Origin of the sequence: Loktanella salsilacus (genome assembly GCF_900114485.1) — a bacterium.
In the GTDB taxonomy this organism is placed as follows: Bacteria; Pseudomonadota; Alphaproteobacteria; order Rhodobacterales; family Rhodobacteraceae; genus Loktanella; species Loktanella salsilacus.
In genome coordinates this window covers 18917-31626 of record NZ_FOTF01000001.1, presented here as the reverse complement: position 1 = coordinate 31626, position 12710 = coordinate 18917, and the positions used below count along the sequence as shown (strand labels likewise).

General features: G+C 60.6%; 10 protein-coding genes and 1 tRNA gene. 7 read left to right on the top strand and 4 right to left on the bottom strand.

Annotation, left to right across the window (positions count from 1 at the left end):
• Positions 1–33: 33 nt before the first annotated feature.
• Entirely contained in the window at positions 34–1875 is a 1842-nt protein-coding gene (locus tag BM131_RS00155; RefSeq protein ID WP_090183899.1) for a peptidyl-prolyl cis-trans isomerase, read from the top strand.
• 42 nt (positions 1876–1917) lie between these two features.
• A complete protein-coding gene (trpE, locus tag BM131_RS00150; RefSeq protein WP_090183896.1) occupies positions 1918–3426 on the top strand; it encodes an anthranilate synthase component I in 1509 nt (502 codons plus the stop codon).
• 70 nt (positions 3427–3496) lie between these two features.
• Here trpE and BM131_RS00145 read toward each other — a convergent pair whose 3' ends face one another.
• From BM131_RS00145 to fabI, 4 genes are read right to left on the bottom strand one after another with little or no spacing between them, the layout of a single operon-like run.
• Positions 3497–3994: a DUF2127 domain-containing protein gene (locus BM131_RS00145; RefSeq protein ID WP_090183893.1), complete on the bottom strand. Its 498-nt coding sequence runs from the start codon at positions 3992–3994 to the stop codon at positions 3497–3499.
• 3 nt (positions 3995–3997) lie between these two features.
• Positions 3998–4543, bottom strand: a complete 546-nt coding sequence (gpt, locus tag BM131_RS00140) for a xanthine phosphoribosyltransferase (protein WP_090183890.1) — start codon at positions 4541–4543, stop codon at positions 3998–4000.
• A 15-nt stretch (positions 4544–4558) separates the two neighbouring features.
• A complete protein-coding gene (locus tag BM131_RS00135; RefSeq protein WP_090183887.1) occupies positions 4559–5173 on the bottom strand; it encodes a LysE family translocator in 615 nt (204 codons plus the stop codon).
• Positions 5170–5976, bottom strand: coding sequence for an enoyl-ACP reductase FabI (gene fabI / locus BM131_RS00130; RefSeq protein ID WP_090183885.1), 807 nt, complete (start codon positions 5974–5976; stop codon positions 5170–5172). Before fabI ends, BM131_RS00135 begins: the two co-directional genes overlap by 4 nt.
• A 138-nt stretch (positions 5977–6114) precedes the next feature.
• Here fabI and pdxH point away from each other — a divergent pair, with 138 nt between their 5' ends.
• The 5 genes from pdxH to BM131_RS00105 all read left to right on the top strand — a co-directional run bounded on the left by pdxH (position 6115) and on the right by BM131_RS00105 (position 12105).
• Positions 6115–6726: a pyridoxamine 5'-phosphate oxidase gene (gene pdxH, locus BM131_RS00125; protein WP_090183882.1), complete on the top strand. Its 612-nt coding sequence runs from the start codon at positions 6115–6117 to the stop codon at positions 6724–6726.
• 66 nt (positions 6727–6792) lie between these two features.
• Entirely contained in the window at positions 6793–7317 is a 525-nt protein-coding gene (locus BM131_RS00120) for a cold-shock protein (RefSeq protein WP_090183881.1), read from the top strand.
• Positions 7293–7781 carry a DUF192 domain-containing protein gene (locus BM131_RS00115; RefSeq protein ID WP_245754088.1) on the top strand — a complete coding sequence of 163 codons (489 nt, stop codon included), beginning with the start codon at positions 7293–7295 and terminating at the stop codon, positions 7779–7781. Before BM131_RS00120 ends, BM131_RS00115 begins: the two co-directional genes overlap by 25 nt.
• 48 nt (positions 7782–7829) lie before the next feature.
• Positions 7830–7906 (top strand) — tRNA-Pro (locus BM131_RS00110).
• Positions 7907–8448: 542 nt separating this feature from the next.
• A complete protein-coding gene (locus BM131_RS00105) occupies positions 8449–12105 on the top strand; it encodes a vitamin B12-dependent ribonucleotide reductase (protein WP_090183878.1) in 3657 nt (1218 codons plus the stop codon).
• Positions 12106–12710 lie beyond the last annotated feature (605 nt).

Here is a 12710-nt window from a genome sequence, read left to right as displayed (position 1 = left end):
ACGTGACGTATCACGCGAGGGGGCCCGCAGATCATGGCTGAGAAAAAGCGCACACCGATTGCTGTTTGGATCATTATGATCCTGATCATGGGCGGCCTTTTGGGCTTTGGCACTGGTGGCTTCACCAGCGGCATCAGCCGGATTGGCACCGCCGGGGACAAAGAAATCTCAGTCGCGTCCTATCAATCGGCGCTGAACGAACAGCTGCGCAGCCTAGATGCGCAGGTCGGGTCCCGCGTGACGTTCCAACAGGCCCAGGCCATCGGGCTTGACCGTTCGGTGCTGGCGCAGGTCGTCACGCAGCGCACGCTGGATAACGAGGCGGCCGAGCTTGGCGTGTCCGTTGGCGATACCCGCGTGCGCGACGAGGTGCTGTCTAACCCAGCGTTCCAGTCGCTGTCCGGCAGCTTTGACCGCACCGTGTATAGCAACGCCCTGCGCAACGTTGGCCTGTCAGAGGCCGCGTATGAAACCAGCATCCGCGATGAGCTGTCGCGCACCTTGCTGCAAGGTGCTGTCGTCGGCGGCATCCCTGCCGCCCCGGTTTATGCCGAAACTGTCACCGCCTTTTTGGGCGAGACGCGGGATATTGAAACCGCGCCCGTGACCGCCGCAATTCTGACGACACCAGTGCCCGGCCCGACGGACACAGACTTGCAGGCCTTCTATGACGAAAACCCTGACATGTTCACCGCGCCCGAAGCACGCCAGATCACCTATGCGATGCTGACGCCTGCGATGCTGGCGGACAAAGTCACCATCGACGACGCGCAGGTGCAGGACCTGTATGGCCAGCGCATCGACACCTTTAGCCAGCCAGAGCGCCGCCTTGTCGAGCGTCTGGTTTTCGGCACGGTCGAAGAGGCGGATGCCGCCTTGGCCCGTTTGACTGCAGAAGAACTGGATTTTGACGCTCTGGTGACAGAGCGCGGCCTGTCGCTTAGCGACGTTGATCTTGGCGATGTTGCCATCGAAGATTTGGGCACTGCAGGCGAGGCTGTCTTTGCCGCCAGCGCTGGCGATGTGGTCGGCCCGCAAGATACTAACCTTGGCCCGGCGCTGTTCCGCGTGAACGCCGTGCTGGCCGCAGAAGAGACAACCTTTGAAGAGGCCGCACCAGAGCTGCGCGACGAGCTGGCGACCGACCAAGCCCGCCGCGTTATTCAGGCCGACGCAGAGACGATCAACGATCTGATCGCAGGCGGCGCAACGCTGGAAGACCTTGCCGAGCGGACCGAACTTGAACTGCAGACCATCGACTACACCGCTGGCAGCACCGAAGGCCCCGCCGCCTATGAAGCCTTTCGCACGGCGGCCACGGCCGCGACCGAGGGCGCATACCCCGAGCTGGTCGACCTGGACGACGGCGGTATCTTTGCCCTGCGTCTGGACTCGGTGACGCCGCCTGCGGTGCAGCCGCTGGACGACGTCCGCGCCCGGCTAGAGGACGCATGGCGCGCTGCCGCCGAAAAGACTGCTGTGTTAGAGCAGGCGCAGGCCATCGCAAACGACGTCGCCTCTGACACCGATCTCAGCGCGCTGGCGCTGACGCCCACGCCCAGTGCAAACCTGACGCGCGGCAGCTTTGTTGCGGACACGCCAGAGGGCTTTATGCGCACCGTGTTCGAGATGGCACCGGGCGAAACCCGCGTGCTGCCGACCGAAGCGGGCGCGATCATTGTGCGCCTGAATGAGGTCAAGCCAGCCGATCTGGCGTCAGAGCGTCTGACAGCGCAGGCGGCGGATATCACAAGCCAAGCCTCTGCCGGGATTGCGCAGGATGTGTTTGACGCCTTCGCCGAAGCCGTGCGCGCGCGCACCGATGTGAGCATCGATCAGGCCGCCGTGAACGCCGTCAACGCGCAGATGCAGTAAGCCAAAACCCCAAGACCGACCCAAGCAAGGACCACCCCTGATATGGCGCTTTTGCCCGATTTCGACAGTTTCGCGCGCGGCTTTGATAACGGCGAAAATCAGGTGGTCTGGACGCGGTTGGCCGCTGATCTGGACACGCCGGTGTCCTTGATGCTGAAGCTGGGGGATGCGGGGCTGAACACCTTCATGCTGGAAAGCGTGACGGGCGGGGAAGTGCGCGGGCGGTATTCGATCATCGGGATGAACCCCGATCTTATCTGGGAATGTCGCGGCACCGTCAGCCGGACGAACCGCAATGCACGCTACGATTCCGAAGCCTATGTCGCGGACGAGGCTGACCCGCTGGCGGCCCTGCGCGGGTTGATCGCGGAAAGCCGGATTGATCTGCCAGCGGGGCTGCCTGCGGCCAGCGCGGGCCTGTTTGGTTATCTGGGCTATGACATGATCCGTCTGGTGGAACGCCTGCCGAACGTGAATCCGGACCCGCTGGGGCTGCCGGATGCGATGATGCTGCGCCCTTCCGTCGTGGCGGTGCTGGACGGCGTCAAAGGTGACGTGATCTTGGTCGCACCAGCTTGGGCTGGCGGGGGCCTAAGTGCGCGCGCCGCCTATGCCCAAGCGGCAGAGCGGGTGCGCGATGCAGAGCGCGCGTTGGAGCGCACGGTACCGTCCACCCACACGCTGTCCGACCCGTCGCCCATTGCAGCGCCGGTATCGAATTTCAGCCATGACGGCTATCTGGCGGCGGTTGAGACGGCGAAGGAATATATCCGCGCTGGCGATATCTTTCAGGTGGTCCCCAGCCAGCGCTGGACGCAGGATTTTCCAGAGCCGCCCTTTGCGCTGTATCGCAGCCTGCGGCGCACCAACCCGTCGCCGTTTATGTTCTTCTTCAACTTTGGCGGCTTTCAGGTCATTGGTGCTTCGCCAGAGATCCTTGTGCGGGTCTTCGGCAGTGAAGTGACGATCCGGCCGATCGCTGGCACGCGGCCAAGGGGTGCGACGCCCGAGGAAGATACCGCCCTAGAGGCTGATCTGCTGGCAGACCAAAAAGAGCTGGCAGAGCATCTGATGCTGCTTGATCTGGGCCGCAACGATACCGGAAAGGTGTCGAAAGTTGGCACCGTGCGCCCGACCGAACAGTTCATCGTCGAGCGCTATTCCCATGTGATGCATATCGTATCGAACGTGGTGGGCGAACTGCGTGATGATCAAGACGCGCTGTCCGCGTTCTTTGCCGGGATGCCTGCGGGCACCGTGTCAGGCGCGCCAAAGGTGCGCGCGATGGAGATCATCGACGAGCTGGAGCCGGAAAAACGCGGCGTCTATGGTGGCGGCTGCGGGTACTTTTCCGCCAATGGCGATATGGACATGTGCATCGCCCTGCGCACCGCTGTGGTGAAGGACGAGAAGCTGTATATTCAGGCCGGCGGCGGCGTTGTTTATGACAGCGACCCGGAAGCGGAATACCAAGAGACCGTCCATAAATCCAACGCGATCCGCAAGGCGGCTGCGGATGCGGCGATGTTCGCGGGCAAAGGCAACCGCTGAGGCGGGTCGCAGCGGCGGGATGCCTCTTAGGTGCATTTGGCTGCGCCAAATCACCGGGGCGGGAGTATTTTTAGAAAAGCGAGGACTTGGCGGCGGCCGCGCCTTTTGTCAGGCGGTGTTCGAGGATCACGATGGTGATCACGAAGATGTCGAGCGCGGTCAGCAGCAGTAGGGCGGGATCGTGGGTGTGCAGCCAGTCCCATGTCTGGAAGCCAACAAACGCCATGAGCGTCGCTACCGAGAACGGGTAGGCGATGCGGGATTTCAGCAGCAGGGCGATCACCACCACGAAGTGAATGATACCGTGGCCGAGCAGGTAGATGATGTAAAAATGCTCTGCCGCGGGGTTGATGGCGTGGGCCCAGTGCATCACCGCTTTGGCGAAGCGGTCGGTGGGGTCTTGCGCCAGTTCGCTGCGGGTCAGGGCATCAGCGGTGCGGGCGATGGCGTCGGCGGGCATGATCGCAAGGAACAGCCCGCCAATAACCTGCGCTATGCCGAGCATAGCTTTCCCAAGCAGTGACAGACGAAACGTCCATTCGATCAGCCACGCCCGGCGGTGCGTCAATTTTTAGTCCTTGCCGCGGTAGGGTTCGACGTATTGCAGCGCCATGTCCCATGGGAAAAAGATCCAAGTGTCTTGGCTGACTTCGGTGATGAAAGTATCGACCTGCGGGCGGCCCTTTGGCTTGGCGTAGACCGTGGCAAAGTGGGCGTTGGGGTAGAGGCCGCGCACGACTTCAAGGGTGCGGCCAGAATCGACCAGATCGTCGACGATCAGGATGCCTGTGCCGTCGCCCATAATATCCGCATCGGGGGACTTGAGGACTTTCGCCTCGGACTGGGCTTGGTGGTCGTAGGATTTAATGCTGATCGTATCCACGGTGCGGATGTCGAGTTCGCGGGCAACGATCATTGCAGGCGCCATGCCGCCGCGCGTAATGGCGACGACGGCGCGCCACCCGCCGTTATCGGGGCCGTGGCCATCAAGGCGCCATGCCAGCGCGCGGCTGTCGCGGTGCAACTGGTCCCAGCTGATGTGAAAGCCTTTTTCATGGGGCAGGCGGCTGGGGTCTTTGATCGGGGCATTGGTGATGGTGGCGTCGATGGGGGGCATGGCAGGGCCTTTCATTTACGTAAGTGCGATTTTGAGGCCCAGAAGGGCGAGGAGGGTGCCGAAGCCCCGGTCGATCCACGCCTTAGCGCGGGCATAGGCGGCACGGGGGCGCGGCAGAGAGAACACGCGGGCAACGATCAGGTACCACAGCGTTTCGTTCAGAAGGACCGCGAGCAGGATCGCGGCTTTCCAGCCGAGCGGTGTGGCGGCGGGGACAAGGTTCACGAAGACCGCGCCAAAAAAGATCGCAGGCTTGGGGTTGCTAGCGAAGGTCACAAAGCCAAAGCGCACAGCGGCAAAGGCCGAGCGGGGCGGCGTATCTGTTTGCGGCGCAGGCATTGGCGTTGCCGCGTGACGCCACATTTGCACCGCCAGATAGATCAAGAAGGCCGCGCCGACGAATTTAAGCGCAAGAAAGAGCGCAGGCAGCACAGAGAACACCAGCGCGAGCCCGGCCATCGCCGCCCCGGCCCAGAGCACCGCGCCAAGGCCGAAGCCAAGCGCCAATGCGGCGGCGACCCGGAAACCTTCGGCCGCAGCCACACGCAGGGCCACCACAAAAGAGGGGCCCGGTGAGATGGCGGCGGCCAGATGGATCAGGACGATCGACGCAAAGGCGGCGAGGGTCATTCCTTGGTCACGTCCGGGGCGTCGACCGCCTTCATGCCGACAACGTGGTAGCCGGCGTCGACGTGCAGCACTTCGCCTGTGACCGCAGAGCCAAGGTCAGACAGCAGGTAAAGCGCTGATTTGCCGACCTCTTCTTGGGTTACGGTGCGGCGCAGGGGCGCGTTGTATTCGTTCCATTTCATGATCAGGCGGAAGTCGCCGATACCGGACGCGGCCAGCGTCTTGATCGTGCCAGCTGAAATCGCGTTGACGCGAATGCCGTCCTTGCCAAGATCCTCTGCCATGTAGCGCACAGAGGCTTCCAAAGCGGCCTTGGCCACGCCCATGACGTTGTAATGCGGCATGACCTTTTCCGCGCCGTAGTACGTCAGCGTGAGGGCAGAGCCGCCGTCGGTCATCATTTCAGCGGCGCGTTTCACAACGGCGGTGAAAGAATAGACCGAGATATCCATCGAGGTCAGGAAGTTCTGGCGCGAGGTGTCGACGTAGCGGCCGCGCAGCTCGTTCTTGTCGGAAAAGCCGATGGCGTGGACGATGAAGTCCATCGTGCCCCATTCGGCCTTGAGGCTTTCGAATAGCGCGTCAATCGACGCCTCGTCGCCCACGTCGCAGGGCAACACTAGGCTGGAGCCGACAGAGGCGGCCAGCGGATCGACCCGCTTTTTCAGCGCATCGCCTTGATAAGAAAAGGCAAGTTCAGCGCCAGCGTCGGACAGCGACTTTGCGATGCCCCATGCGATGGACTTGTCATTGGCAAGGCCCATTATCAGGCCGCGCTTTCCTGCCATTAGTTGCGACGTCATGATGGTGTGCCCCCGGCTTGCGATATGTTGATATGGGGTTTAGGCGATGCTGGCACCCGCATCAAGCGCCGCTGCGCGGACACGGACTTGTGAGCGGGCGGCTCTTAACCTAGAACAGGTATTGGAGAGGCACCTCACATGACTGATAGAACAGGTATTTTTGCAGCAGACGATCCCTTCGCCCTTGCGCGGACGTGGTTGGCCGAGGCGCGAGAGGCCGAGGTGAATGACCCTGATGCGGTGGCACTGGCCACGGTTGATGCAGCAGGGATGCCGAATGTGCGCGTCGTGCTGATGCGCCAGATCGAAGACAACGGCTTTGTGTTCTTCACCAATTACGACAGCGCCAAGGGCCGCGAGATGGCCGGCAGCGGCAACGCGGCCTTTGTCATGCACTGGAAATCTTTGCGGCGGCAAATCCGTGTGCGCGGCCGGGTAGAACGTGAAGATGGCGCATTGGCTGACGCCTATTATGCTGCGCGTCCCGTGGACAGCCGGTTGGGGGCGTGGGCATCGGCGCAGTCAAATCCACTGCAAAGCCGGCAAGTTTTAATGGACAAGCTGGACCATATGCGTAGCGTTCATGGTGAAGATCCGCAGCGCCCGGCCTTTTGGGGCGGGATTCGGATTATTCCGCAGGAAATCGAGTTCTGGGCCGATGGCGCGAACCGCCTGCATGATCGGTTCCGCTGGACCCGGCCCGCGCGCGGCATACCCGGCGATTGGACTGTCACGCGACTGTCGCCTTAATCGCGGCCGGGCGGCGCGCAGGAAATCCCTCTGGTCTGACCGAGGAATAAAAAAGAGTATGACGGCATGGAAAGCGAAGACACAGCGATCACGGTGACCGGCAAGGTAAAGTGGTTCGATCCTGGTAAGGGCTTCGGGTTCGTATTGCGCGACGGCGGCGGGGACGACGTGCTGTTGCACGCGAATGTCCTGCGCAACTTTGGCCAAGGGTCTGTTGTCGAAGGCGCGGCGATCGAAATGATTGTCGTGACCACGCCGCGCGGCTGTCAGGCCGACCGCATCCTGTCGATCACGCCGCCTGATCACGCCTCGCTTGTGCCGCTGGCCGATATGGAGGCCGTGACTGCCGAAGATATCGCCCGCTGCCCGCTAGAGCCTGCCCGCATTAAGTGGTTCGACAAGGCCAAGGGCTTTGGTTTCGCAAACGTGTTTGGCAGCGACGACGATATATTCGTACATGTCGAAGTGTTGCGGCGCAGCGGTCTGTCCGACCTTGCGACCGGAGAAGCGATCGCGATGCGGGTTATGCCCGGCAAACGCGGGCGCATGGCAATCGAGGTGTTAACGTGGGACGCAGGACTAAAACTTTAACCTATCAGCTGGCGACAGTGCTGGCGGTCGGCCTTGTCGCAGGCGCGGCAAGTGCGCAATGCGCGCCGGATACGGTGACCGTGCGCGGTGATTTCGGACAGGCGCGATTCGCCGTCGATGTCGCGGATGATCCGGCTGAACGCGGGCAGGGGCTGATGCATGTCGAACAGATGCCGACGATGACGGGGATGCTGTTTGTCTATGAGGCACCCCAGACCGCCAGCTTTTGGATGCGCAATACACTGATTCCCCTTGATATGATTTTTGCCAGCGCGGATGGTACAGTGCAGACCGTGCACGCGAAGGCCATTCCGCTGGACGAGACGCCGATTCTAGGCGGTGATGACATCCAATATGTGCTCGAAATCAACGGCGGCCTTGCGGCGCGCCTTGGAATCGCGCCCGGCGCGGTCTTGCAGCACCCCTCTATCGGTCCAAATGCAGCTTTACCCTGCAGATCGTAATTTAGTGCTTTTCAATGCCGCGCGCTGATACTATGAGGGGCGCAGGTTCGGGGCGTAGCGCAGCCTGGTAGCGCATCTGTTTTGGGAACAGAGGGTCGTAGGTTCGAATCCTATCGCCCCGACCACTTTCACCACATTGTTTGATCTATAAAACACCCCTCGGGGGGCCGCATTTTGCGTCGCTTATGTTTTAAGCGGCGGATGAATGGGCCGGTCTGCGGCAGGGTGCCGCTGCGTGACCTACGCGCCACAGGCTGCGATTCGCGCTGGCGTCATATCGACCGGCGCCCATTTGCACAGCTTCGTCCGGTAACCCTGCGCTACTTCAACGCTTTTTCCAGGTACGCCTGTGGATGGGTCTGTGGACAGATCCGTCTACGATATGTGGCAAGGCTTTCGGCCTGAATGGTCAACATAAAAATACAAATCTTTTGTGAATAAAGCCGTTGACCCTCTTGGTCCGGATACGTCAGGTTGTGCGAGCCGGGCCTATAGCCACTATATGTGGTGGCGCGTGAAGGATTGAACATAGAAGCATAGATCGGGTTGCGCGGTATTTTAACGCGCCCGGGCATGCCCGGCCTTCATCGGCAATCAGAGCAGTCCCCGCGTGGCGGGGCGGCAGGGACATTCAGCGCCGCATAGACGGCGACCGGAAGGGACAGACATGAAGATTGATCGCACGTTCACGCGCAAGGGTGCTGACGCCTATGCAGACATCGCATTTCGCAGCGCCACATCAGAGATTCGCAATCCCGATGGCACGGTCGTCTTCAAACTGGAAAACTGCGAGATTCCCGCAGAATGGAGCCAGGTCGCATCTGATGTGATCGCGCAGAAATACTTTCGCAAAGCGGGCGTGCCGTCTGCAGTCGTGCGGGTTAAGGAAAAAGGCGTGCCGTCTTTCCTATGGCGGTCGGAGCCTGCGGAAGGTGCGACATTCGGCGGAGAGACGAGCGCCAAGCAGGTGTTTGACCGTCTGGCGGGCGCTTGGACCTATTGGGGCTGGAAGGGCGGCTATTTCACCAAAGAAGCCGACGCGCAGGCCTATTTCGACGAAATGCGCCATATGCTGGCCACCCAGCGCGCTGCGCCAAACAGCCCGCAGTGGTTCAACACCGGCCTGCACTGGGCCTACGGTATCGATGGCCCGGCGCAGGGACATTATTACGTCGATTATCAAACGCAAAAGCTGACGAAATCCGCCAGCAGCTATGAACACCCGCAGCCGCATGCCTGCTTTATCCAGTCCGTTGGTGACGATCTGGTTAACGAAGGTGGCATTATGGACCTGTGGGTCCGCGAGGCGCGCTTGTTCAAGTATGGCTCTGGCACTGGCACCAACTTTTCCAGCCTGCGCGGCGAGGGCGAGAGCCTGTCGGGTGGCGGTAAATCCTCTGGCCTGATGGGGTTTCTTAAGATTGGCGACCGCGCTGCGGGTGCGATCAAATCTGGCGGCACCACGCGCCGCGCGGCCAAGATGGTCATCGTCGACGCCGACCACCCTGACATCGAACAGTTCATCAACTGGAAAGTCATCGAAGAGCAAAAAGTTGCCTCGATTGTTGCCGGTTCAAAGATGCACGCGCGTTACCTGAACGCCATCTTTGCCGCGATCAAGGCATGGGACGGCAGCGCCGATGACGCCTATGATCCCAAGGCGAACGCCACGCTTGCGACCGCTATCAAAGAGGCAAAACGCTCTGCGATCCCAGAGACTTACATCAAGCGCGTGCTGGACTACGCCAAGCAGGGCCACACCAGCATCGAATTCCCGACCTATGACACCGACTGGGATTCGGAAGCCTATTCCAGCGTCTCTGGCCAGAACTCCAACAACTCTATCCGGGTGACGGACGCCTTCCTGAAGGCTGTCGAGGCTGACGGTGACTGGAAGTTGATCAACCGCCGCAACGGCGAGGTCGCCAAGATCATTAAGGCCCGCGATTTGTGGGAACAAGTTGGCCATGCCGCATGGGCCTGCGCCGATCCGGGCATCCAGTATCACGACACGGTTAACGCTTGGCATACCTGCCCAGAGGATGGTGCCATTCGGGGATCGAACCCGTGCTCTGAATACATGTTCTTGGACGATACCGCCTGCAATCTGGCGTCATTGAACCTGCTGACCTTCTACACGGACGGCCAGTTTCAGGCCGAGGATTACATCCACGCTTGCCGTTTATGGACCGTGACGCTGGAAATCAGCGTGATGATGGCGCAGTTCCCGTCCAAGGAAATCGCCCAGCGGTCCTATGATTTCCGCACGCTGGGTCTGGGCTATGCCAATATCGGCGGTCTGCTGATGAACATGGGCTTTGGCTATGACAGCCGCGAAGGCCGCGCCATGGGGGCTGCGCTGACGGCGATCCTGTCGGGCGTTGCCTATGCGACCTCGGCCGAGATGGCGGGCGAACTGGGTGCCTTCCCAGGGTACAAGCGCAACGCCGACCACATGCTGCGCGTCATCCGCAACCACCGTACCGCCGCGCAGGGCAAGTCTGACGGCTTTGAGGCGCTGGACATTAAACCCGTGCCGCTGGACCAAGCAGGCTGCCCCGATCAGCGGCTAGTCGCTATGGCGACTGGTGCCTGGGACGAGGCGCTGCGCCTTGGTGAACAACACGGATACCGCAACGCGCAGGTGTCCGTCATTGCGCCGACGGGCACCATCGGTCTGGTGATGGACTGCGATACGACAGGGATCGAGCCGGACTTTGCGCTGGTGAAGTTTAAGAAGCTCGCAGGCGGCGGCTATTTCAAGATCATCAACCAGTCGGTGCCCGCGGCGCTGACGAAACTGGGCTATGGCTCTGCCCAGATTGAAGAAATCATCGCCTATGCCGTGGGTCATGGCAGCATGGGGCAGGCGCCTGCGATCAACCATACATCCTTGATCGGGCACGGCTTTGGTCAGGCAGAATTGGACAAGATCGAAGGCGCGCTGAAGGCTGCTTTCGACATCCGCTTTGTGTTCAACCAGTGGACGCTGGGCGAGGATTTCTGCGCCAAGACGCTGGGGATTCCAGCTGAAAAGCTGAACGATCCGTCTTTCGATCTGCTGCGCCACCTTGGCTATTCCAAGGCCGACATCGACGCGGCCAACGCCCATGTTTGCGGCACCATGACGCTAGAAGGCGCGCCGTTCCTGAAGGCAGAGCACTACAACGTCTTTGATTGTGCCAACCCCTGCGGTAAAATTGGCAAGCGTTATCTGTCGGTTGACAGCCACATCTACATGATGGCGGCGGCGCAGTCCTTCATCTCGGGCGCGATTTCCAAGACGATCAACATGCCTAACGACGCCACGATCGAGGACTGCCAGAAAGCATACGAACTGTCTTGGTCGCTGGGGATCAAGGCCAACGCGCTGTACCGCGATGGATCGAAGCTGTCGCAGCCATTGGCTTCGGCTTTGGTCGAGGATGACGACGAGGCGGCAGAGATCCTGACCACCGGATCGAACCACGAAAAGGCCGCCGTGCTGGCCGAAAAGATCGTGGAAAAGATCATCATTAAGGAAATCGCAAAGTCTCAGCGCGATAAACTGCCAGAACGGCGCAAGGGCTACACGCAAAAGGCCATTGTCGGCGGTCACAAGGTTTATCTGCGCACGGGGGAATATCAGGACGGCAAGCTAGGCGAAATCTTTATCGATATGCATAAAGAGGGCGCAGGTTTCCGCGCCATGATGAACAACTTTGCCATCGCGGTTTCGGTCGGCCTGCAATACGGCGTCCCGCTGGAAGAGTTCGTCGACGCCTTTACGTTTACCAAGTTCGAGCCTGCTGGCGGCGTGCAGGGCAACGACAGCATTAAGAACGCGACGTCCATTCTGGACTACATCTTCCGCGAACTGGCGGTCAGCTATTTGGATCGCACCGATCTGGCGCATGTGAAGCCCGAAGGCGCAGCCTTTGACGACATCGGACGCGGCGTGGAAGAGGGCGTCACCAACGTCGCCACCCCGTCAGAGGCCGCTGCCAGCCGTTCGCTGGAAGTGCTGCGGCAGATCAGCTCTACCGGGTATCTGCGCAAGCGGATGCCGCAGGATCTGGTCGTCCTACAGGGCGGCATGTCTGGCCTGACGGTTGGGGCGGATGTGGCGCAAAGCGTGACGGGCACCGTCGCTGTCAGCCAATCGACCACGACGGCTATCGCGTCCGGTACGATGACGACCAGCGGCAGCCTGACCCTGCGCGACAAGGCAAAGATGCAAGGCTACGAGGGGGATCCCTGCGGCGAATGCCAGAACTACACGCTGGTCCGCAACGGGACCTGCATGAAGTGCAACACCTGCGGTGGCACCAGCGGCTGTAGCTGATTGCCGGAGGCGTTGGTTGGTGTGGCGGGCATCGTTCTTTCCAAGGACGTGCAACGTCGACCAAAGTTGGTCCTACGAAAGCTGTAGGGCCTTAAAATACAGTCTCCGAGGCGCGTTGCGTGTCTCGGAGCAAAAGTAACCAATTCGAAGAAGGTGGTGTTAGGGTTTCGATCCGTGACACGGCTACGCGACTTGTAAGAGTTGTCGTCAATCGGGCAGCAGATTCAGCGATCCCTCGGAATGGCTGAACGGTGATGTTGTGATTGCACCGTTAAATGGCAGGCGTCAGGCACTTGGCCATGAGCAACATTTTCAGCAAGTTGCGGCGTGATACCGCGTGGACTGGAAGCCGCGGGCCGAAGATCAGCACGGGCGAATTGCGGACCTTCGCTACGCGCGTGAAAATTGAACACCCATCCTAATAACAGACATTGGCTGCCGGGCCGTGTGGCGATCCTCTTGCCGGCCAGATCGAAGAAAACCGGCACTGGATATGCATCGCAAATATCGAGCCCGCATGCCTTGCGGCCATTTTTTCATGTGGAAGTGGTTACTAGTTTTACGCCTAAAGACCCGGCGGCTCACCCCACATACTGGATTGCGCT

Bases quoted from the DNA above. Each gene is read 5' to 3' on its own strand.
- pdxH (WP_090183882.1), top strand. From the start codon at position 6,115: ATGACTGATAGAACAGGTATTTTTGCAGCAGACGATCCCTTCGCCCTT.
- BM131_RS00120 (WP_090183881.1), top strand. From the start codon at position 6,793: ATGGAAAGCGAAGACACAGCGATCACGGTGACCGGCAAGGTAAAGTGG.
- BM131_RS00105 (WP_090183878.1), top strand. From the start codon at position 8,449: ATGAAGATTGATCGCACGTTCACGCGCAAGGGTGCTGACGCCTATGCA.
- BM131_RS00155 (WP_090183899.1), top strand. From the start codon at position 34: ATGGCTGAGAAAAAGCGCACACCGATTGCTGTTTGGATCATTATGATC.
- trpE (WP_090183896.1), top strand. From the start codon at position 1,918: ATGGCGCTTTTGCCCGATTTCGACAGTTTCGCGCGCGGCTTTGATAAC.
- fabI (WP_090183885.1), bottom strand. From the start codon at position 5,976: ATGACGTCGCAACTAATGGCAGGAAAGCGCGGCCTGATAATGGGCCTT.
- BM131_RS00135 (WP_090183887.1), bottom strand. From the start codon at position 5,173: ATGACCCTCGCCGCCTTTGCGTCGATCGTCCTGATCCATCTGGCCGCC.
- gpt (WP_090183890.1), bottom strand. From the start codon at position 4,543: ATGCCCCCCATCGACGCCACCATCACCAATGCCCCGATCAAAGACCCC.